This is a genomic window from Pseudonocardia sp. TMWB2A (assembly GCF_017312135.1).
Window position 1 is genome coordinate 3,383,867 of record NZ_QKQY01000002.1, and the last position, 22,079, is coordinate 3,405,945.

General features: G+C 69.6%; 12 protein-coding genes and 1 pseudogene. 5 read left to right on the forward strand and 8 right to left on the reverse strand.

What is annotated here, in order from left to right; translation table 11 throughout:
* Nucleotides 1–16: 16 nt before the first annotated feature.
* Nucleotides 17–1,060, reverse strand: coding sequence for an ABC transporter substrate-binding protein (locus DMP17_RS30550; protein WP_337831330.1), 1,044 nt, complete (start codon nt 1,058–1,060; stop codon nt 17–19).
* Nucleotides 1,061–1,600: 540 nt separating this feature from the next.
* On the opposite strand from DMP17_RS30550, the pseudogene istA reads away from it, so the two are divergent.
* The 4 genes and pseudogenes from istA to DMP17_RS30570 all read left to right on the forward strand — a co-directional run.
* Nucleotides 1,601–2,409 (forward strand): annotated as a pseudogene (gene istA / locus DMP17_RS30555) (IS21 family transposase); the annotation flags it as partial.
* A gap of 305 nt (nt 2,410–2,714) precedes the next feature.
* A complete protein-coding gene (gene dapB, locus DMP17_RS30560) occupies nt 2,715–3,461 on the forward strand; it encodes a 4-hydroxy-tetrahydrodipicolinate reductase (protein ID WP_337831331.1) in 747 nt (248 codons plus the stop codon).
* A gap of 91 nt (nt 3,462–3,552) precedes the next feature.
* The gene (locus DMP17_RS30565) at nt 3,553–5,199 is read left to right on the forward strand and encodes a (2,3-dihydroxybenzoyl)adenylate synthase (protein WP_337831332.1); all 1,647 of its coding nucleotides are present in this window, start codon (nt 3,553–3,555) and stop codon (nt 5,197–5,199) included.
* Nucleotides 5,200–5,202: 3 nt separating this feature from the next.
* A complete protein-coding gene (locus DMP17_RS30570; protein ID WP_337831333.1) occupies nt 5,203–6,429 on the forward strand; it encodes an FAD-dependent oxidoreductase in 1,227 nt (408 codons plus the stop codon).
* Nucleotides 6,430–6,503: 74 nt separating this feature from the next.
* Here DMP17_RS30570 and DMP17_RS30575 read toward each other — a convergent pair whose 3' ends face one another.
* Nucleotides 6,504–6,737 carry an MbtH family protein gene (locus tag DMP17_RS30575; protein WP_337831334.1) on the reverse strand — a complete coding sequence of 78 codons (234 nt, stop codon included), beginning with the start codon at nt 6,735–6,737 and terminating at the stop codon, nt 6,504–6,506.
* Between the two features lie 300 nt (nt 6,738–7,037).
* Here DMP17_RS30575 and DMP17_RS30580 point away from each other — a divergent pair, with 300 nt between their 5' ends.
* A complete protein-coding gene (locus DMP17_RS30580) occupies nt 7,038–14,816 on the forward strand; it encodes an amino acid adenylation domain-containing protein (RefSeq protein ID WP_337831335.1) in 7,779 nt (2,592 codons plus the stop codon).
* 94 nt (nt 14,817–14,910) lie between these two features.
* Here DMP17_RS30580 and DMP17_RS30585 read toward each other — a convergent pair whose 3' ends face one another.
* The 6 genes from DMP17_RS30585 to DMP17_RS30610 all read right to left on the reverse strand — a co-directional run bounded on the left by DMP17_RS30585 (nt 14,911) and on the right by DMP17_RS30610 (nt 22,068).
* Nucleotides 14,911–15,609, reverse strand: a complete 699-nt coding sequence (locus DMP17_RS30585) for a formyltransferase family protein (protein WP_337831336.1) — start codon at nt 15,607–15,609, stop codon at nt 14,911–14,913.
* Nucleotides 15,610–15,694: 85 nt separating this feature from the next.
* Complete coding sequence (locus DMP17_RS30590) at nt 15,695–17,431, reverse strand: ABC transporter ATP-binding protein (protein ID WP_337831337.1); 1,737 nt, start codon at nt 17,429–17,431, stop codon at nt 15,695–15,697.
* Nucleotides 17,428–19,059, reverse strand: coding sequence for an ABC transporter ATP-binding protein (locus DMP17_RS30595; protein WP_337832754.1), 1,632 nt, complete (start codon nt 19,057–19,059; stop codon nt 17,428–17,430). The genes DMP17_RS30590 and DMP17_RS30595 overlap by 4 nt, the downstream gene beginning before the upstream one ends.
* 170 nt (nt 19,060–19,229) lie before the next feature.
* Nucleotides 19,230–20,042, reverse strand: a complete 813-nt coding sequence (locus DMP17_RS30600; protein ID WP_337832755.1) for an ATP-binding cassette domain-containing protein — start codon at nt 20,040–20,042, stop codon at nt 19,230–19,232.
* Nucleotides 20,043–20,062: 20 nt separating this feature from the next.
* Nucleotides 20,063–21,139: a FecCD family ABC transporter permease gene (locus DMP17_RS30605; RefSeq protein ID WP_337831338.1), complete on the reverse strand. Its 1,077-nt coding sequence runs from the start codon at nt 21,137–21,139 to the stop codon at nt 20,063–20,065.
* A complete protein-coding gene (locus DMP17_RS30610; RefSeq protein ID WP_337831339.1) occupies nt 21,136–22,068 on the reverse strand; it encodes a FecCD family ABC transporter permease in 933 nt (310 codons plus the stop codon). The genes DMP17_RS30605 and DMP17_RS30610 overlap by 4 nt, the downstream gene beginning before the upstream one ends.
* Nucleotides 22,069–22,079: the final 11 nt, after the last annotated feature.

A 22,079-nucleotide genomic window follows, 5' to 3' on the forward strand; every position in this document is an offset into this window, starting at 1 on the left:
GATCACGTACACACGGTCAGGCGGTGCCCAGCGCGTTGATCCGCTCGGACAGCCGCTGGACGGTCCACGGCAGGCTGGTCACACTCGCGCCGCGGCGCAGCACCCAGGTCATGGCGCTGTCGGGGTCGTCGATGGTGATGCCGAGGTAGCGGCCTTCGGCGACAGGGGGCAGCGATTGGAACAGCGGGGTGGCCTCGCGGGCGGTCTTCGAGGCGGGGTCGGTGTAGAACACGACGAGCACGTCGGCGTCGAGCTGGCCGATCTGCTCGTCGGCGACGCCGGCGTCGGCGGTGAAGTTCTCGGCCAGCGGATTCGGCCTGAACCCCATCTGGCGCGTCGCGGCCTCGGCGGTCCCGCCGGCGGCGGTGTAGTAGTCGATACCGCTCTGGGTGTAGTCGGTGGCGATCGTGATCGTACGGTCCGCGTACTCCGGGTTCTCCTGCGCGACCCGCTCGATGGTCTGCTCGGCCTCGGTGACCGCGGTGTCGGACGCGGCGCTCAGGTCCAGTGCCTCGCCGATCATCCGCTGGGTGTCCTGCCAGCTGATCTGATCACCCTTGACCTGGGTCGGGTTCTCCAGCACCGGGGCGATCGAGCTGAGCCGCTCGAAGGTGGGCTCGTCCTGGACCCAGTTGGTAGCCACGATCAGATCCGGACGGGTCGAGGCGATCCCTTCGAAGTTGATCGGGTCGCGCCGGGTGACGGTGTCGCGGAACTCGACTCCCGACAGCCACTCCTGGCTCCGCCACGGCCACTCGCTCTCTTCGGCCATCGTGTAGACCGGGGTGACGCCCAGGGCCTCCAGCGCGTCCATGTTCGGCGAGAAGCCGATCACGGCGATCCGCTCGGGCCGCTGCTCGAGCACCGTCTCGCCCGCCCACGTGGTGAGCGTCAGCGGGTACTGCGTGGCTCCCTCAGCGGGCGGCAGGGCGGTGGAACCGGGGGTCGCGGCGTCACCGTCGTCGGTGGGTGTCGTGCAGCCGGCCAGCGCGAGGAGTGCTGCGAGCGCGATGGCAGGCACCACGTACCACCGGCTGCGACAGGGCACCGTGAAGGCCATGACCGTCCTTTCGAGAAGTGGGACGAGACTTGATACAGCACAGGTAAGATCCGGACTGATCGGACACTACGGGGGAAGTTAGGTAAATCTACCCTGACAGGATATAGATCACGATGTGCTCGAGGTACGACACTGTATGAAGTGGCTGGAGCAGGACGATGGCTGCGGCCGGCAGCAGGCGAGCGGGGCCGGTACCGGATGAGTTCTTCCAGTTCAGCGGCTTGTTGGTGAAGTCTCGCCCGGCGAGGCTGGTGCCGTATGGAGCCGGGGGTCTGTCGGCCGCCGGTCTTCTGGCCGCCGCTGTTCGCCGCTGTCCGCGATCGCGTGTCCTTGGGCGTCCTCGTCCTCGGGGTGCGCTCGTCGGGACACCGGCCGTGATCCCGCGCCCGGCTGTGGAGTCTCGATAGGCCTGGTGGTGCCGGCAGGGCGCGACCTGAGGTACCACGGGTTTCGTCGCCCCGACGCAAGTGTCGACGACGGGTGAAGACCGGACAGATGCCGACGGCTGAAAAGTGACCACCCCTCCGAGATCGTGAGGGGGTGATCAAGGTGGAGGACTGGGCGGAGATCCGCCGGTTGCATCGGGCCGAGGGGGTGTCGATCAGTGAGATCGCTCGTCGGCTGCAGATCTCCCGGAACACGGTGCGCTCGGCATTGAGCTCGGACCGGGCGCCGAAGTATCAGCCCCCGCCGCGGGGATCGTTGGTGGATGCGGTCGAGCCGCGGGTGCGGGCGTTGTTGGTGGAGTTCCCTCGTATGCCGGCCACGGTGATCGCCGAGCGGATCGAGTGGCCGCACTCGCTGACGAGCCTCAAGGACCGGATCCGCACGATCCGACCTGAGTACGTCGGCGACGACCCGGCTGACCGCACGGTCTGTGAGCCGGGCGAGATCACCCAGTGCGACCCGTGGTTCCCCGACGTCGCGATCCCGGTCGGCGCGGGCCAGGCCCACACACTGCCGGTGCTGGTGATGGCCCATGGCTACTCGCGGTTCCTGTCCGCGGTGATGCTGCCCTCGCGCCAGACCGGGGACCTGCTCTCGGGGATGTGGCAGCTCATCGCCGGGGTCGGGCGGGTGACGAAGATGCTGGTCTGGGACCGTGAGGCCGGATCGGCGGCAGCGGGCGGATCACCGCACCCGCGGCGGCGTTTGCCGGGACCCTGGCCACCCGGATCCGGTTGGCCCCACGCCACGACCCGGAGTTCAAAGGGGTCGTCGAACGCGGCAACGGCTATCTGGAGCCCTCGTTCCTGCCCGGACGCCGCTTCACCGGCCCGCACGACTTCAACGCCCAGCTCGCTGACTGGCTGACCCGCCGCGCGAACACCCGCCGGGTCCGGTCGGTCGCGCCCGGCCGGTCGAACCGACTCCGCGGTCGGCAAGGCAGCACCCATCACCAGACTGAACAACCTGGCTGGGCATCACAACTAGCTCGACGCAAACAGCTCGGTGGCCTCGTCGTGGTCGCATCACGCGTGCGCTCCGCGACGGCGCGAGTTGCACGGGGGGCGACCCCGTCGGCCACGGAGCGCTCGGGTCCGGGACCCGCCCTGCTCAGTGAGCCCTGAGCCCTGAGCCCGGAGTACAGGAAGCGGTTGCGTGCGGACATGACTCTTCCGTCAGCGGGGATGGGTTAGGGTAGGCTACGCATATGATTCGGATCGCTGTGGTCGGAGCTCTCGGACGGATGGGGCGCGCATCGGTGCGCGCGATCGGCGACAGCCCTGACATGAGTGTCGTCACCGAGATCGATGTCGACGACGACATGAACAGTGTGGTCGACCAGAACGCCGACGTCGTGCTCGTGTTCTCTCCGCCTGGGGTCGCCCACGAGCAGGTGCAGTGGTGTATCGAGCAGGGGCGTCACGTCGTGGTGGGTACGTCCGGTTTCGATGAAGCGGCCATCGAGAAGATTCGTGCTGCCATCGGCAAGTCGGATGCAGTCAATGTGCTCGTCGTCCCCAACTTCTCCGTCGGCGCGGTACTGATGACCCGGTTCGCCGCGCAGGCCGCCCCCTTCTTCGAGTCCGTCGAGATCATCGAGATGCACCACCCGGGCAAGGTCGACGCGCCGTCCGGGACTGCCCAGCACACGGCTGAGGTCATGGCACGGGCGCGGGCTGAGGCGAATTGCGCTCCGTCTCCCGATGCGACCACCAGCGATCCCTATGGGGCCCGTGGTGGACAGGTTGAGGGAATCGGGGTTCACGCGGTCCGTGTCCGCGGGTTCATGTCGTCCCAGCAGGTTCTGCTCGGCATAGAGGGCGAAATCCTCACGCTGCGCTATGACTCGGTGACGCGTGAGTCGCTCATGCCCGGAGTTCTGGCCGCACTGCGTGCTGTTCCGACTCTCCCGGGAACGACGGTGGGGCTGGACGCGGTGCTGACTCTGAGCTGAGCCGGCGCGAATCCGCACAGCCCGATCAGTGGTGATCCGTGAGCAGACACGTGGTCGACGAAATCGTGGGCGATCGCCCGGAAGGACCCGCATGACTATCGAACCGCTGACCCTCGACGGTGTCGTTCCGTATCCGGCGGAGACGGTGGCAGAGTACGTGAGCAAGGGCTACTGGCGCGATCAGACGCTGCCTGAGCTGTTGTTCGAGACGGCCGGTCGGCTCCCCGACAAGGTCGCAGTCATCGACCGTGATTCGCAGCTGACCTACGCCCGACTGACCGGTGAGATCCTACGGCTGGCGGCCGGACTCAACGCCCTCGGCCTGCGTCGGGGAGATCGGGTGGTGGTGCATCTGCCCAACACCTATGAGTATATCGTCTTCGTCTTCGCCCTGTGGGAGCTCGGGGTGGTTCCGGTCGTCGCGCCCATCGCACACCGGCGCACCGAGATCGAGCACTTCGTCATGGTCGCGGAGGCGCGCGCCTACATCACCGTCGAGTCCGACGGCGGTACCGACCTCCGCGCGATGGCTGACGAGCTGAAGCAACGGTGGTCGCACCTGGAACACACCGTCGTCCTCGGCCGTGGTGGCGGTGGGAGCGAGTACGAATCGCTGCTGTCGCACGGTTCGCTCGAACACGACCGCCGGACCAGCCCACAGGACGTCGCGTTGCTGCAAATCTCCGGTGGGACGACGGGCGTTCCGAAGCTGATGCCGCACAGCCACTGCACATATGGTTACGCGCTGCGCAGGAGTGTCGGCGAACGCGGGATCGTCGAGAGCACGGTGCATCTTCTGGTCATTCCGATCTGCCACAGCATGTCGACGCGCTCACCCGGATTCCTCGGCGCGTTCAGTGTCGGTGCCACCGTCGTCATCGCCGCCAACGGCAGTCCCGACGTCGCGTTCCCGTTGATCGAGAGGCACCGGGTGAACCGGGTGTCACTGGTGCCGCCGATCCTTCTGGCCTGGTTGAACTCGTCGCAACGCGGTGCGTATGACCTCTCGAGCCTGAAGACCGTCATGTGCGGGGGCGCCAAGCTGGGGGAGGAGGCGGCGAGCCGCGTCGAGCCGGAGTTCGGCGTGCAGCTGTCGCAGAGCTTCGGGATGGGTGAAGGTCTCGTCGTCAGCAACCCGGCCGACGTCGACCGTGAGACCAGCGTGCGATACCAGGGACGGCCGGCGTCCGCGGCCGATGAGATCCGGGTGGTCGACGACCAGGGCGACGATGTGCCACCCGGTCTGCCGGGTCACCTGTTGACTCGCGGTCCGTCGGTGATCCGCGGGTACTACCGCAATCCCGAGCAGAATGCCCTGGCGTTCACCGCGGATGGGTTCTATCGAACCGGCGACATCGTGGAGCGTGACGACCGCGGATTCATCCGGGTGGTCGGACGCTCCAAGGACCAGATCAACCGGGGCGGCGAGAAGATCGCCCCCGAGGAGCTGGAGAACGCCATTCTGGCGCACCCCGGTGTGCACAACGCATCGGTGGTCGGCATCGATGACGAGCACCTCGGAGAACGTGTCAAGGCGTACGTGATCCCTCGGTCGCCGGACGGTGTCGCCGATCTCACCGTGGGGAAGATCCGCCAGTTCCTCCGAGCCGGAGGCCTGGCCACGTACAAGCTCCCCGACGTGGTGGAACTCGTCGACGAGTTCCCCTACACCGCCGTCGGCAAGGTGAGCAAGCGTCTGCAGCGGATGCTGGGCCAGGAAGCGAAGACCGACCTCTGAACGATGAACACATCGCATGGAACCAACCGCGTGGTCGTAGCGGGTGCGGGCCCCGTGGGTGCGGTCTGTGGACTGGCGCTCTCGCGTATGGGTGTACCGGTCACCGTCCTCGAGGCGGATCCCTCGCCCGTGCAGGACCAGCGCGCCGCGTCGATCCATCCCAGCACCCTGGAGATGCTCGATGAGTTCGGTCTCGTGGAGAGGATCCGTGATCGGGGCCTTCGGTCCAGCGTCTATCGATTCCACGATCGGCCGACCGGCGAGGTGGTGGCCGAGTTCGATCTCGGCCGACTGAAGGACGAGACCCCGTTTCCGTACGTTCTGCAGTTCGAGCAGTACAAGCTCACGGCGGCGATCGTCGAGGAGTACGCGAACGACTCCGATTTCGACATGCGCTTCTCGCACACGGTGACATCGCTGACCGAGACCGACCGGGGGGTCGAGGTCGAGTGTTCGACGCCGACCGGGACGGAACGCATGAGGGCGGCGTACGTCGTCGGATGCGATGGCGGCAGGTCGACGGTGCGGAAGCTCGCCGGAATCAAGTTCGAGGGGTTCACCTATCCGGAACGATTCATCAAGATCGCCACGAGCTTCGACTTCAAGACCGTGAAGTCGAATCTGTCGCTGCGGAACTACTTCTCCGATCCGGCGGAGTGGGCGAACGTGTTCAAGGTGCGGGGGGAGGCTCCCGAGGGCCTCTGGCGAGTCATTCTGCCGATCGGGTCCGATGAGGAGGAGTCGGTCGCTCTCTCGGAGGAGCGGGTCGAGCAGAGACTGCAGAAGTTCTTCCCGAAGGCCGGCGCCTACCACGTCGAGTACGCCAAGGTCTACGGAGTCAGCCAGCGTGTGGCCGCCACCTTCCGGCGCGGAAGGATTCTTCTCGCCGGTGACAGCGCACATGTCAACAATCCCATCGGCGGGATGGGAATGAACGGTGGGATCCATGACGCCATCAATGTGGCGGGCAAGATCGCCGCGGTGATCGCGGGTTCGTCCGGCGAGTCCGTGCTCGATCTCTACAGCCGTCAGCGCCGTCATGCCGCCGTCAACTACGTGCAGGCGCAGACCATCGCCAACAAGCGGTTGCTGGAGGAGCGCGATCCCGCTGTTCGTCGGCGCAACCTCGACGACCTGCGCCGCACGGCGGACGACGCCGATGCTGCGCGCGCCTACATGCGTCGTGCCGCGCTGTTCGACAGCCTGCGCGACGCCGACGCGATCACCTGATCGTGAGGCCCGACGTCCATCCGGGCTCGGTCGGACCACTGGTGCGCCCGACCGGGCCTGGGACGTCGGCGAACTCAGCCGGCGACGGAGTCGTGCGCCTCGACCGGCACGTCGAGGGGGCGGATGTCCTGCCAGGAGGCATCGACGTAGTCGAGACATGCTCGGCGGTCGGTGCCCGACGGTCCCCCGTACCGGACTTCCCAGCCGCCGGGAACCTCGGCGAAGGACGGCCACAGTGAGTGCTGGCCCCGGCTGTTCACCAGGACCAGGAAGGTTCCGTCTTCGTCATCGAATGGATTTCCGGACAAGATTCTCGACTCCAGTTCCTGGGAGTGCACTTCATGAAACGAAGTTAGGTTAGCATAACCTGTGGTTGGACCCGGTCCGTCCACCCGCCCGGGTGGCCTCCGGCGGTGTCGGAAGTGATGGAGAGGGGTGGCCGCAGGGTGCAGTGGGGGTGACGGCGGTAGAAATTAGGGCAGGCTAAGCTAATGTTCGGCGGTGGTCGCCGCATGTCCTCGGAGACTCGTCGGCATCCAGGCGATCCCGCTACCGATGGCAGCTCCGATCGAGATCGGAGCGTTGCGCTGCGAAAGTGAAGGATGCGGGTGGACGACTCGAAGACACTGCACGGACCAGAGGGCGCCGGACAGGCCGACATCGCATGGCCGCACGAGTCGTGGAACCATCGTTCGACGCCACAGGTCACGGCGACTGTCCCAGAGCTCTTCGCGGCGGCGGTCCACTCGAACCCCGACGCACTCGCTCTGGTCGACGGCACGAGGCGCCTGACCTACGACGAGCTCTCGGTGAAGGTGGCCCAACTGGCGCGCCACTTGCGCGCGGGTGGTGTCGTCGCGGAGGACGTGGTCGCGATCGCCATGCCGCGGTCGGCCGAGATGGTGATCGGCGTCCTCGCGAGCATGGTCGCGGGCGGTGCGTTCGTCCCGGTCGATCCCGAGTGGCCCGAGGCCCGTCGCGAGACGGTGGTGGCCGACGCGTCGGCGAAGGTCGTGCTGGTCTCGGCGGAGCAGCAGGCGTCGCTGTCGGCCGAGCAGATCCTGGTGAGCCTCGACGACTGGCGGTTCGGCGGGCTCGATCCCTGGCTCCCGGATGTGCCGATCGCCGGTGGGCAGCTGGCGTACGTGATCTTCACCTCGGGCTCGACGGGCGTCCCGAAGGGCGCGATGATCCGTCACGAGGCGATCTGTGAGCGCCTGATGTGGCAACGCGACCACGTCCTGCTGTTCGGGCCGGGCGACGCATCGCTGTTCAAGGCTCCACTCGCCTTCGACATCTCGGTCAACGAGATCCTCTTGCCCCTGGTGTCCGGCGGGTACGTGGTGGTGGCCGCGCCGGACGGTGAGAAGGACCCGGACTACCTGTTGGACGTCATCGCGGCGGAGCGCGTCACCTATCTCTATCTCGTCTCGTCGATGCTCGATGCCCTCCTGGCCCTCGACCTGAACCGGTCCGAGCAGGCGGAGTCGTCGTTGGCGAGCGTGCGGCACGTGTGGTGCGGCGGCGAGGTTCTCACCCCGGACCTGTTCGACAGGTTCCGCAGGCAGCTCTCGACCACGCTGTACCACGGGTACGGCCCGGCGGAGGCCACGATCGGCGTCTCGCACGTGATCTACCGGGATCGTGCCGAACGCATCTCGACCTCGATCGGACGGCCCAATCCGCACACGCAGCTCTACGTGTTGGACGACCGGCTCGAGCCGGTGCCGGTCGGGACCGGCGGTGAGCTCTACGCTGCCGGGTTCCTCCTCGGCCGCGGATACGTCGGCAAACCCGGACTCACCGCTGCGAGTTTCGTCGCGAACGCCTTCGACTCCGACGGCTCGCGGATGTACCGCACCGGTGATCTCGCCCGGTGGAACCCGGATGGTTCGCTGGAGTTCCTCGGCCGCGCCGACAACCAGGTGAAGATCGGTGGCAGGCGTGTCGAGCTGGAGGAGATCGAGGTGTCGCTGGCGCGGCACCCCGATGTCCGGCAGGCGGTCGTGACCGCGCACGGCCGCGGCAGCGGTCCCAGCCTGATCGGCTACCTGACACCGATGCCGGGAGCACGGCTCGAACCCGACGCCGTGCGGGAATGGTGCCTGTCGCAGCTGCCCGACTACATGGTGCCGTCGGTGCTGCTGGTCCTGGACTCCTTCCCGCTCAACACGAACGGCAAGGTCGACCGCGCAGCCCTGCCGGAACCCGCGGACGTCGAGCGGGACGACGTGGTCGCGCCGGAGACCTCGCACGAGAGTCTCCTGTGCGAGGCCTTCGCGACGATGCTGGGCGTCAGCGAGGTCGGCGTCGACGACGACTTCTTCGCACTCGGTGGTGACAGCATCGTGGCGGTCGGCCTGGTGCGGTCCCTGCGGGCCGCGGGAATCGTCGTGCGGGTCAAGGACCTCACCGCGTACCGCACACCGCGGCGCCTGGCCGCGGTGGTCGGGCCGGGGAGCGGGCAGACCGCCGGCCGGGCCCGGCCGGCGGATCCGACCGATCGCCCCCTGGTCGTTCTCGACGACGACGATGCCGCCGAGCTCTCCTCCGCCCTGCCGGACCTGCGCGCGGTGTTGCCGCTGACGGCTGTCCAGTCCGGGATCTACTTCCACTCGGTGGCCAACGGCACGGACGACACCTACATCGTCCAGCAGGTCGTGGACGTCATCGGCGCACTCGATCCGGCCCGACTGGCGCGGGCGACCCACGCGGTCGTCGAGCGTCACGAGGCACTCGCCGCAGGGTTCCACACCGCACCGTCCGGCAGGCTCGTCTCGACGATAGGAACGCCGCGCGCACCGGGGTTCCGGACACTGGAGCACATCGGTCGACCGGATGCGGAGACAGCGGCCTTCGTCGCGTCGGCCGCCCAGGAGGACAGGGACGAGGGATTCGACCTCACCCGCCCCCCGTTGATGCGCTACACGCTGATCGACCTCGGGGACGATCGGCACTGTCTGGTGCAGACGGTCCATCACCTCGTCGCGGACGGCTGGTCCGTCGCCGTGATCTGGGACGACATCATGGCCGCGTATCGCGGCGAGACCCCTGCGGCGCCCGCGCCCCAGTTCGGGGATTTCCTCCGGTGGTGGGTGCATCAGCGGGACGCCGCCGGCGACGTCGCGGCATGGAGCCGGTACCTCGCCGGGGCCGACGCGCCGACCCTCGTCACGGACGTCGTACCGGCCGGTGCGGCGGTGGGATTCGGTCGGCGCCATCGGGTGCTGGACCCGGATCGGCGCCGTGCGCTGCGCGACTACGCCCGTACCCGTGCGGTCACCGAGGCGGCGGTCCTGACCGTCGCCTGGGGGATCACCCTCGGCTGCGTCATGACCCGGACCGACGTCGTGTTCGGGTCCACGACGGCAGGTCGGGGTGAGGACGTCGGCGGTATCGACCGGATCGTCGGGATGGTCGTCAACACGGTCCCGACGCGGGTGCAGTGGTACCCCGAGGACACCGTCGACGAGATCGTGCAGCGCTTCGTCGTGGCCGAGGCCACGGTGCTGGACCACCAGCACGTGCCGCTGCTCGACCTGCACTCGGGCACCGGACTCAGCGAGCTCTTCGACACCCTGTTCTCGATCCAGAACCTGAAGCGGCCGGACTCGGCCGAGGAACCGCGCCTCGGACCGATCCGCTACGTCGAGACGCCGCACTACCGGCTGAGCGTGCTGGTGAACCTGCACGAGTCGGTCGCGGTGGAGGTCACCAACGACCGGACGGCCGTCGGCGACGAGGTCGCCGACCGGATCGTCGACCTCTATCTCCGGGCGGTCTCGCTGATCGTGGGATCACCCGGGGTGCCCGACGCCCCACCGCGTGGGGCGGGGCCCCTCGAACCCGTGCAGGCCGATCCCGCAGGCCCGGTCAGGGCACCGGTCGACCGCGGGGTCCGGGCCCACCTGCCGTCGCCGCCGCCGCAGACGTCGGGACTGGTGCCGATCGCCGTCGCGCATGCGGGGCTGCCGGGATTCGAGTCGTTCACGCAGTCGTCGATGTTCACCACGCCCGCGGGTCTCGATGCCGCCGCGCTCGAGCGCGTCCTGAGCCGGGTCGTCACGCACCATCCGGCGTTGGGCGGTCGTCTCCTGCGGGACACGGCGTCGGGTACCTGGCGGTTCGGGGTGGACGATCCGGTCGACATGGACGTCGCCTCCCGGATCTCGACCGACACCGTCAGCGATGCACGGGGATCGGACTCGTGGCGACACCGGGTGGCCCGGGCGGCTGCGGAGATGTCGCGGTCGCTGGACCTCGAGGGCGGGGTGCTGTGGCGCGCACGGTGGTTCACCGGCCACGCGGAGCCCGAGGGGCGGTTGCTGCTGGTCGTCCACCATCTCGTGGTGGACGGGGTCTCGTGGCGCATCATCGGTGATGATCTGGCGCAGGCATGGCAGATCGAGACCGGGGTGTCGACGGCGTCGCTGTTGTCGGTCGGGACGAGCCTGTCCGCATGGTCCGCGGCTCTGGCCTCCCGTGCGCACGACGCCGATGTCGTCGCCCAGATCGACCACTGGTCAGGGGTGCTGGGAGGAGAGGACCCGCTGCTGGGGTCGCGCCGGACCGACCCCGGGCTGGACACCTACGGGGGCTCGGGCGAGGTCCGGATGTCGGTTCCGGCCGACGTGACCCGGGCTGTTCTCTCTGAGCTCCCGCGCGCATTGGCCGTGGAGATCAACGACGTGCTGCTGGGCACCCTCGCGGTCGCGGTGGGGGCCTGGCGGGCGCGGCGTGGCGTGAGCTGCCGGCGTGTGCTGGTCGGGCTGGAGGGCCACGGCCGGGAGGAGGGCGTGGTCGACGGCGCGGACCTGACCTCCACGGTCGGATGGTTCACGTCCTGGTATCCGGTGGCGCTGGACACCGAGGACGTCGATCCGGTGGAAGCGATCACCGACCCGGCCGCGAGCGCGCGTGCGGTGCTGCGGGTGGGGGACTCCCTGAGGCGGGTCCCGGACCGTGGCGTCGGGTACGGGCTCCTGCGGTATCTCAATCCCTCGACGGCCGGCGCTCTGGCGAGCGCTGCCGCACCCCAGATCGGGTTCAACTACCTGGGACAGTTCGGGAGCGTCGGCGCCGGCGGGACGACGCCGTGGCAGGTCGCTCCGGAGCGGCCGGGCATCGACTGGTACGCCCCGGACGTGCTGCGATCGCCTGCCGCGATCGACGTCAACGTCGCTGCGGTGCCGGGTGGGACGGGCCTGGTGCTGGAGGGGGGGTTCAGGTTCGCGGCGGGCGTGCTCGACGAGGTCGACGTCCGCGAGCTCGTCGAGCTCTGGCAGGAGGCCCTCGGCACGCTCGGCCGGCTCCGGCAGACGGTGGGTGCCGGGCGTCGCTTCGCCGACCTCACGCTCCTGCGCGAGGAGGACCGGCGCCGGATCGACGGATGGTCGTCGGGCACTGCGCTTCCCGTCGCGGACACGACGGTCGACGCGCTCGTACGGGAACAGGTCCGACGCACCCCCGACGCGGTGGCCGTGGTGGCCGACGACGGCGTGGAACTGACGTACCGGCAGTTCGACGCGCGGGTCGACGCGCTCGCGCACGTGCTCGTCGAGCGGGGCGTCGGCGTGGGTGACCGCGTCGCCGTGCTGCTGCCGCGGAGCGCGGACCTGGTGGTGGCGCTGGTCGCGGTACTGCGTGCGGGAGCGGCGTACGTGCCGATCGACCCGGGCCATCCCGCCGAGCGGGTGCGGGCGGTCCTCGCCGACGCCACCCCCGTCGTGGTCGTCACCGAGCAGGACGCCGTCGGCCCGCACCGGGCCGTGTTCGACGAGTGCGCGACGGAGGTCGTCGAGCTCGACCGGGAACCGGTGCGCGGGCTGATGGGAGCCGGTGCGTCGACGTCACCGGTGTTGACGCGCCCCCTCACCGCGGCGGATCCGATGTATGTGATCTTCACGTCCGGTACGACGGGTCGACCCAAGGGCGTCGAGCTGTCCCACGGAGCGGTCGTCAACCGGCTGTACTGGGCGCGCGACGACTATGACGTCGGCCCGTCGGACAGGATTCTCCAGAAGACACCGAACACCTTCGACGTGTCGGTGTGGGAGTTCTTCCTGCCGTTGATCGTCGGAGCCCGTCTCGTGGTCGCAGCACCCGACGGCCACAAGGACCCGGACCACATCGCTGCCGTCATCGAGCGACAGCGGGTCACCGTGGTGCACTTCGTGCCGTCGATGCTGCAGGCGTTCCTCGGTTCCCGCCCGGATCCGGCGCAGCTCGCGTCGGTGCGGTGCGTCTTCTTCTCCGGTGAGGCGCTGCCGGCCGCGGCTGCGGTCGAGGCCGTGCAGACCTTCGGCGACGCCGGTCTCCACAACCTGTACGGCCCCACGGAGGCGGCGGTCGACGTGACCAGCCATGCCGTCGTCGCCGAGGAGCTGGGGCAGGCGGTGTCCGTACCGATCGGCCGTCCGGTGGCGAACACGGTGGTGCGGGTACTGGACGGGTGGTTGCGTCCGGTGCCGGTGGGAGTCACCGGCGAGCTCTACCTGGGTGGCGTGCAGCTGGCGGACGGCTACGTGGGACAGCAGGGACTGACCGCGCAGCGGTTCGTCGCCGACCCGTTCAGCGGCACCGGCGAGCGCCTGTACCGCACCGGGGACCTGGTCCGATGGAACGAGAGCGGCTGTCTGGACTACCTCGGCCGGTCCGACGGCCAGGTCAAGGTCCGCGGGTTCCGGATCGAGCTCGACGAGATCCGGTCGGTCCTCGAACGGCACGGGAGCGTCTCCGGTGCGGCGGTGGTCGCGCGGGACCACCCCGCAGGAGGGCTCCTGCTCGCGGCGTACATCACGGCCGCCGACAGCTCCTGCGACGAGAGCGAGCTGTTCGACACCCTGCGCGGGCACCTGGCGGGACGACTGCCGGAGTACATGATCCCGGCCGTGTTCAGCCGGATCGATGCCTTGCCCGTCACCGCGAACGGCAAGCTCGACGGGCGGGCCCTGCCGGCTCCGGACCTCGCGACGGGTGCGGCCGGTGGCAGGTCCGCGGGGACCGACGCCGAGCGGACGCTGGTCGAGCTCTTCCGCCGGGTTCTCCACCTCGACGACGGTGTCGCCCTGTCCGCCGAGGACGACTTCTTCCGCCTCGGCGGCGACAGCCTGTCCTCGATCGCGTTGGTCCGCCAGGCGCGGAGGCGGGGGATGGACTTCACGATCCGCGACGTGTTCACGATGCGCACCCCCGCGCGGCTCGCGGCCGTTCCGTCTCCGGACGCCCGGGCGACCGCGCCCGACGGGGCCCCGTCCCAGGACGCCGGTTCGCCGGTCGCCGTGACCCCGACGGTGAACCAGCACCGTCTGCGGTTGTCGGGTCTGCCGCTCGACGGTCACCTGGTCACCGAAGTGGCCGACGTCGACGCCGGTGCCGACGCCGACCGGCTGCACGACGCGGTCGCAGCGCTCCTGGAGGAGGTCGACTGGCTTCGTCAGCGGGTGTCGCCGCGTCACCGCCGCCTGTGGACGACCGAGATCCTGCCGATGACGGGAGACCTCGTCGCGCAGAGCTCCTCGATCCACGACCGGTCGACTATGACAGCCGACGAGGCGTTCCGGGACCTCCGGGCACAGATCGTCGACGGAGTCGACATCACACGTGGGCAGGGTGTGCACGCAGCGATCGTCACGTCGTCGCAGGGCCGTCATCTGATGGTCGCGGCGCACGGCCTGGCCGCGGACCGCGCGACCGTGCACCGGATCGTCGCCCGGCTGGCTGCGCGGGTGAACGGGAGCTCCGCCGAACCGGGGACGGCGGTCGCTTCGATCGTCGACGTGGCGGCGGCACTCGACGCGGCGGCCCAGTCCGCTGCCGGAGAAGCCGCACGGGTCGAGTGGGCGGACCAGCTCAGCGGTGTACCACCGTTCCCCGACGAGCCCGAGGACCGTCGCGAGGTGTTCTCCGCCCGTGTCGGGTCCTCGGCGGAGTCGTCCGACTCCTGGTCGGAGGCCGTGGAGTCGGCGTTCATCGCGGCGTTCACGGACTGGGCCGGCGCAGAGTTCCCCGTCGACGTGGAGTGTGACCTCCGTATGCATCTCGAGGCGCTCCACCCGGATCCGGCGTGCCTCCCCGGATCGTTGACGGCCGTGTACCCCAGGTCGGCGGGGCGGGACGCCTCGGTGCCGATCGCGCAGTGGCACGACCTGGTGCGCTACCAGAGCAAGCGCGGAAGCAGGACGTTCCGAGGAGTGCCGAACGCGGGTGCCCTGTTGGTCCGGCTCGCCGGGCGGCCCGTGGACCCGGCCGTACTCGAGGGTTTCGAACCGCTCTATGCGGTCGTCGCCCGGTTCACGGTCACCGAACACGGCACGGACCTGAGCGTTCTCGGTCCCGTCGGTGCCGAGACCCTGCTGCAGCGCTGGGTGGACTCCCTGTCCTCCTAGAGTGCGGCGGCCGGACGCCCGACCAGGGCGCCCGGCCGCCGCACCGACCCGCGCCGGACGAGTCGTGGTCGAACCGGCAGGTCCAGCCTCACAGTCAGCCGAGGTGACCGCGCATCGTGCTGAACAGGTCGGCGAAGGAGGGGTAGTACTCGTCGAGGACGCCGAGGTCGGTCGCCCGGGCGAAGTTCGGGTGATCGCGGTAGTTCTCCAGGGACGCCAGCTGCCTGGCCCCGAAGTACTCTCCCGCGTCGGCCGGATCGGACGAGACTTCCGATGCCGGGGCCCGGCCGAGGTCGTCCAGGTTGGCGGTGAGGATGGCGTGACAGTGCTGCGTCACCTCGATCGACAACTCCTCCAGCGTGGCCGAGCGCGAGAGCGGGAACATGCGCCGATCGATGATCGGGCCGGTGTCGATACCCGCATCGACACGATGGAGGGTCACACCGAACTCCCGTTCCGACCGCAGGATGGCGAAGGCGGCGGTCGCCAGGGGCAGCCCGCGATACTGCGGCAGCGGCGCCCCGTGCACGTTGACGATCGTCAGCCCCAGACTCAGGACGGGCTCCCGGAAGATGAACGGGTTGCCGGTGGAGCACACGAGCCCGTCGCCACACGAGTCGCGGAAGAGGTCGGCGTGCTCGTTCACGTCGCGGACATCGACGCAGTTCAGGGAGGCGGCCTGCGGCGGAACCTCCTCGCCGCGGGGGTGCACCACCGCGTCGACGGTCCTGCCGACCTGGGTGGCGTAGGTCGCGGCGCGCCACAGCAGGGCACCGGAGCCGACGAAGATCATGTGGGCAGTCCGTCCCGGGTCGACGGGATGGGAACGGGGGAAGTCATCGTTGCGCTCCTTCGTCGGCGGATGCCTCGGTCGTGCTTCAGTCCTGCCATGCCGCCCACAGCCCGGCGTAGACGCCCCCGGCCGCGACCAGGTCGTCGTGCGTCCCGATCTCGATGATCCGGCCGCGCTCCATCACCACGATCCGGTCGCAGGCCGCGGCCTGCGACAGGCGGTGGGCGATCACCACGCCGGTGCGGCCGCGCAGCGCGACCTCGGCCCCCCGGTCGAGCAGTCCCGCGTAGGTCGAACCCGCCTCGGCCGTGGCCTCGTCGAGGACCGCCAGTTCGGGATCGAGCAGCAGCAGCCGCGCCAGTGCGAGCTGCTGTGCCTGTGCATCGGTGAGCTGGTGCCCGCCCGACCCGACGACCGTGTCGAGGCCCTCGGGTAGTGCGTCCAGCAGGGACGAGGCGCCCGTGGCGTCGAGAGCGGCGCGGATCTCCCGGTCGTCCGCGTCGGGCTCGGCGAGGGTGAGGTTGTCCCGCAGTGTCCCGGAGAACACGTGGACCTCCTGGCTGATGACGGCGGTCCGCTCCGGGCGCGTCACGGTGCCCGTCCCGGGAGGATGGATTCCCGTGACCACCGTGGCGAGCGTGGTCTTGCCCGCTCCGGAGGCACCGACCACGGCCACGTGCTCGCCCGCTGCGATCTCCAGTGAGATGTCGTCGAGCACGCGGGGACCGTCCCCGTAGCGGAACCCGACGGAGTGGAGGCGGACCGCCGCCTCCTGCCCCGGTCGCTCCGCCTGCCCGTCGGGCTGCGCCGCGGACAGGGTGACGACACCGACGATGCGGTTGAGGGACGCCGCGGCGGACTGGATGGTGTCGATGACGAACAGCAGCTGGTTGATCGGCTCGAGCAGCCGCAGCACGACCAGCGTGGCGGTCGTGGCGGCGCCCACGGTCGACACCCCGTTCCGGATGAGCAGGAAGCCGACGACGAGGATCGCCGTCAGCGACAGGCATTCGGACAGGTTGAGCCGTGCGTTGAACATGCTCTGCACGGTGCGTGCCCGCAGCGAGTGGATCGCGACGCCCCAGGACGCGGCCATCACGGCACGATGCCGCTGCCCTGTCAGGCCCAGCCCGAGTACGGTGTCGTAGCCCCGCTGGGACTCGAGTATCTGCTGGGCTCGGGCGCTCGTGGCGGCGCGCTCGGTGCGGTACACACGAGGTCCGGTGCGCAGGTACCAGCGCATCGCGAGCACGTAGATCGGCACCACGACGGCGAACACGACGGCGTAGGGCCATTGCAGCGCGGCGAGTCCGACCAACGAGACGACGACGGTGAACGCGGTGGTGGTGAGCACACCGGTCACCGCAGGGGCGGCGTCGGCGATCGCGGTGACGTCGTCGCTGGTCCGCGCCACCAGATCGCCTGCGCCGGCCTCCTCCACGCGGTGCTGGGGAAGCACCATCGCCCGTTCGACGAGCTGCTCCCTGAGCTCCGCGAGAACCGTGTGGTAGATGCGTGTCGCCAGCACGACGGTGACGGCGGTCCCGCACACCCCCACCCCGGCCGAGACGGCCATCACCGCGGTCGTGCCCAGGACCGTCCCCAGGTCCGCGGTGCCGGCCTGCACCCTGTCGATGAGAGCCCCGACCGCAACCGGCGGGATCAGACTGACGGCGGCGCTCGCGAGCCCCAGCACGACCACCGCGACGACCCACATCCGGTGGGGTGTGGTGAGCAGCGAGATCTGCCGGACGGTGGCACGGCCGCTCGCGACCGGAAGTCCTGACCCGACCGTGGTCGTCGGCTCCGGGGATCGGCTCATTGTGTCCTCGCAACGTCGGTCGACAGCGCGACGTGCACCGCCGTGGCGGTACGCAGATCGATGACCCGGTCGCAGCAGGCGAGCAGGGGGGAGGACGAGGCGACCAGAACGGTGGAGCGTCCGTCGCGGAGGTCCCGCAGCCGTGCGGCGATGGAGGCCTCGGTCGCAGAGTCGATGGCTGTGGTCGGGTCGTGCAGGACCAGGACCGGCGCATCGGTGGCGAGCGCGCGGGCGAGTGCGACCCGCTGACGTTGCCCGCCGGAGAGCCGGTTGCCGTTCTGCCCGACCGGCATGTCGAGGGTGGCGACGAAATCGGTGCAGGCGGCGGCGTGCACGGCTGCCGCGACGAGTTCCGGTGTGCTGGTCGGGGTGGTGAGGTTCTCACCCACGGTGCCGCTGAACAACGTCGTGCGGTGCGGGGCGACGACGACCCGGGCGCGGTAGTCCGCGAGGTCCAGGTCGGCGGTCGGAATGTCGTCGATGCGGACCTCGACGTCGCCGTCGGCGCCGGGACGCAACAGCGCGCTGAGCAGCTCGGCTGCCGTCCGGTCGTCGCTGCGTACACCCACGAGCTCGCCGGGCTCGACCCGGATGGTCCGGTCGGGCAGCCGGATCTCCACCGGGGGCACGTCCCGGGCCGGGGTACGCGGCGACGGCCGCGACGTGCGCTGGCCGTCGCCGTCACCGGTGAGACCGGCCTCCGCGGGGACGCTCGCGCCGGCGAGCGTGTCGAGGATCCGGGCGGACGAGGCGCGCGCGTTCGCGAGGTTGGGGATCGAGGAGTTGGCGATGCCCTGGATCTGCGGGAGCAGCGCCTGCGCGAGGCCGACGGTGGTGATGAGCTCACCGACGGTGAGCGCTCCGCTGACCGCGAACCAGCCCGCCGCCCCGGTGACGACGGCGACGAACGTGGCGTTGACCGCGCCGGAGATCGACTGCGCCCGGCCCAGCAGCCCCGCGTTCCGCCGCGCTCCGGTCAGCGTCTCCTGGCTGGCCTGCCGGTATCGGCGTGTCACCTCGGCCTCGGCGCGGACACCCTTGACGACGCGATATCCGGACACCAGGTCAGTCGCCCTGGCGACGGTCCCGGCCAGCAGGTCCTGATACCGGCGGGTGTCCCGCGACAGTCTGTCGCCGAGCATCCCCATGAGCCACACCACCGTCGGCGCGCCGATGAGCACGATGACGCCGAGCGGCAGGTAGATGACGAGCAGCGCGATCGCGACGAACCCGATCGCGGCCAGCCGCGCGACGGGCATCGTCAGCAGCAGACCGGCGTTGGAGAGGCGGGTGACGTCGTTGGTCATCGTGGACACCAGGCCGCCGTCGGGCGCCGGGGTGGCCTGGTCGACGGGGTGCAGGATCCGCTCGGAGAGGGTGGCCCGCAGCCGGTGCTGCAGCATCTGGAGGGCGTAGACGTTGAGCCGGTTGGCGAGCCTCGCCGCCGTCGTCAGGGCGAGGTAGAGGACGACCAGGATCCCGATCCACAGGACCAGGGCCTCGGCGTCACCGGTGACCAGTGCCCGGTCGATGGCGATCCCCATGACGACGGGGACGGCGGCCTCACCGACCTGCCAGAGGATGGCGAACCCGATGGCAGGGACGGTGATGCGGGGCAGGGAGAACATCACCCGCGCGAGGAATCGTCCGGGGGTGTCGCCCGTCGTGGCCCCATAGGGTTCCGGCTCAGGAGGGGTGGAGGGCGCTCGTCCGAACACGGGGAGTCGTCGGGTCAACGGGCCACGGCCCAGCCCGGCGGGGTCGGTCTGTCGCATGGTCGAGTCGGTGCTTTCGTGGGTCATGTCGTGTCGACGGGGCGAACGGCGTGCAGGCGCTCCCGCCCGAGGGGAACCACTGCGGGGGTCCCGGCGACCGGGTCGGCGACGACGATGCATCGCAGGCCGAACACCTCTTCGACGAGGTCGGCGGTGACGATCTCCGCCGGCGGCCCCTCGGCCACCACGTCCCCGTCCTTCATGGCGATCAGATGGGTGCCGTATCGGGCGGCGTGGTTGAGGTCGTGCAGGACCGCCACGAGGGTGTGGCCCGCGTGATTCAGATCGGTGAACAGCTCCAGCAGTTCGATCTGGTGTGTGATGTCGAGGAAGGTCGTGGGCTCGTCCAACAACAGGATGTCCGTACGCTGGGCCAGGACCATCGCGATCCATACCCGTTGACGCTGTCCACCGGACAGTTCGTCGACGACGCGGCCGGACAGGTCCGTGGTACCGGTCGCCTCCAACGCTCCCGCAACGGCGTGCTCATCGATGTCGGTCCACTGCCGCACCAGGTTCTGGTACGGATACCGGCCGCGCGCCACGAGATCGGCGACCGTGATCCCGTCGGGCGCGATCGAGGTCTGCGGCAGCAGCCCGATGTGTCGTGCCACGGCCTTGCTCCGGTAGGAGCTGATGGCCCGTCCGTCGAGGATGACGTCTCCGGCGCTGGGCTTGAGCAGCCGGGACAGTGTCCGCAGCAGGGTGGACTTGCCGCACGCGTTCGGTCCGACGATCACGGTGAACGACCGGTCGGGTATCGACACGGACAGGTTCTCGCTGATGGTCCGCCTGCCGTAGCCGATCGTCGCGGCATCGACGTGCAGCCGGGACATCGATCCGTCGCGTGACGCGGTCACAGCCTTCTCCTTGCTTCGACGAACAGCAGCCACCCCAAGTAGGTGCCTCCGATCATGACCGTGACGACACCGACGGGCAGCGGCGTCGGGGTGAGGTGCTGGGCGACGAAGTTGGCCGCTGCCAGCAGCAGGGCACCCACGAACGCGGCCGGTACGAGCGTGATGCCCGGGGTGCCGGTCAGGCGTCGGGCGATCTGCGGGGTCGCGAGCGCCACGAATGCGATGGGTCCGGCTGCAGCGGTCACCGTCGCGGTGAGCGCCACACCGAGGATGATCAGGCCGAGCCGTGCGGTCCCGATCATGACACCCTGCGAGGCAGCGGTGTCGTCGCCGAGTTCCATCTGGCGCATCGGCCGGCTGAGCGACGCGGTGAGAACGAGCAGGACCAGGATGACGGCTCCGCCGACCGCGACCTGGTTCCACGTGACCGCGTTGAGGGACCCGGCTCCCCACGCCGCGGCGGCGATGGCCACCTCGAGGTCGGCCTTGAGAACCAACCACGTGTTCACCGAGGCGAGCATCGCCGACACCGCGATGCCCACGATGATCAGCCGGAAGCCCTGGACACCCTGGCGATAGGCGAACAGGTACACCGCCAGCGCGGTGACGATCCCGCCTGCGAGGGCACCCAGCGCGACGGTCGCGTACGAACCTCCGACCACGAGGACCACGATCAGCGCCCCCGTGTAGGAACCGGTCGAGAACCCGATCACGTCCGGCGATGCGAGCGGGTTGCGCATCAACGACTGGAAGATCGCACCGCTCACGCCCAGGGCCGCACCGAATACGACGGTCGCCGCGACCTGCGGCAGCCGCCACTCGACGACGACGTCGTGGACCAGCCCGCGCTCCCGCCCGGCCAGCGCCGACACCACCTGGCCCAGGCTGAGCTGGTAGGTACCGCTCGCCAACGTAATGAGGGCGATCACCATCACCGCAAGGGCCACCGCGGTGCACACCGCAACGCTGCGCGCGTCGATCCGCACACTCGCGCGTCCGCTGCGCAGTATCGCCGTCCTGCGGCCGAAGGAGACCCGGGTCGGGCGTCCGGGCATCCGGAGATCGGTACTCACAGTCCACTCGCCGCCTTCCGACGGACCAGGAGGATCAGCACCGGCGCCCCGACGAACGCGGTCACGACACCGACGGGGATCTCCGACGGTGTCATCACGATCCGGCCGAGGACATCGGACGCCAACAGCAGGCTGGGAGCCAGTACCAGGCTGTAGACGAAGATCCAACGCTGATCCGGCCCGACGATCCAGCGAGCGACGTGGGGCACCATGAGGCCGACGAACCCCACCGGTCCCGCGATCGCCGTGGCTCCACCGGCGAGCAGCGTCAGTGCCGCGACCGCGAGGGCGCGGGTCCGGATCAGCCGGACGCCGTGGGCGACGGCGACGTCGTCGCCGAGGCCGATGGCGTTCAACGAGCCCGCGATCGCCAGGGCCACGACGAGGGCGACTGCGAGGAACGGGACGATCGGCCACAGCACCTCCAGCGGCCTACCGACGATCGAGCCCGCGTTCCAGGCGCGCATCCGGTCGAAGGCGTCCGGATTCGTCAGGGTCAGTGCGGTCGTGGCTCCGGTCAGTACCGCGCCGACGGCCACGCCGGCGAGCACCATCATCACCGGCGAACTCCCGCGTCTCGTCGCGCCGAGGAGCATCACCATGAGGGTCACGACAAGCGCGCCGGCGAAGGCGAACCACATGTACCCGGCGATGTCGGTGATGCCGAGAACGCCGACGGCGATCGCGACGGCAAATGCCGAGCCCGCATGCACGCCGAGAATCCCCGGCTCCGCCAGGGGGTTCCGGGTCAGAGCCTGGATCAGTGCCCCGGCCAGTCCGAGTGTCGCGCCGACGACGAGCCCGACGACGGTGCGTGGCATCCGGTAGTCGCGGATGGCGAACTGGTCGGGAGTCGGCGACGGATCGAACAACGCGTCCCAGATCATCGGCAGTGGGATCGATTTGGAGCCGATCATGATGCTGATCACCAGCAGTGCGC

Excerpts from the sequence above, each read along its gene's own strand:
- DMP17_RS30570 (WP_337831333.1), top strand. The coding sequence starts at position 5,203 with ATGAACACATCGCATGGAACCAACCGCGTGGTCGTAGCGGGTGCGGGC.
- DMP17_RS30600 (WP_337832755.1), bottom strand. The coding sequence starts at position 20,042 with ATGTCCCGGCTGCACGTCGATGCCGCGACGATCGGCTACGGCAGGCGG.
- DMP17_RS30565 (WP_337831332.1), top strand. The coding sequence starts at position 3,553 with ATGACTATCGAACCGCTGACCCTCGACGGTGTCGTTCCGTATCCGGCG.
- DMP17_RS30595 (WP_337832754.1), bottom strand. The coding sequence starts at position 19,059 with ATGTTCTCCCTGCCCCGCATCACCGTCCCTGCCATCGGGTTCGCCATC.
- DMP17_RS30550 (WP_337831330.1), bottom strand. The coding sequence starts at position 1,060 with ATGGCCTTCACGGTGCCCTGTCGCAGCCGGTGGTACGTGGTGCCTGCC.
- DMP17_RS30585 (WP_337831336.1), bottom strand. The coding sequence starts at position 15,609 with ATGATCTTCGTCGGCTCCGGTGCCCTGCTGTGGCGCGCCGCGACCTAC.
- DMP17_RS30590 (WP_337831337.1), bottom strand. The coding sequence starts at position 17,431 with ATGAGCCGATCCCCGGAGCCGACGACCACGGTCGGGTCAGGACTTCCG.
- dapB (WP_337831331.1), top strand. The coding sequence starts at position 2,715 with ATGATTCGGATCGCTGTGGTCGGAGCTCTCGGACGGATGGGGCGCGCA.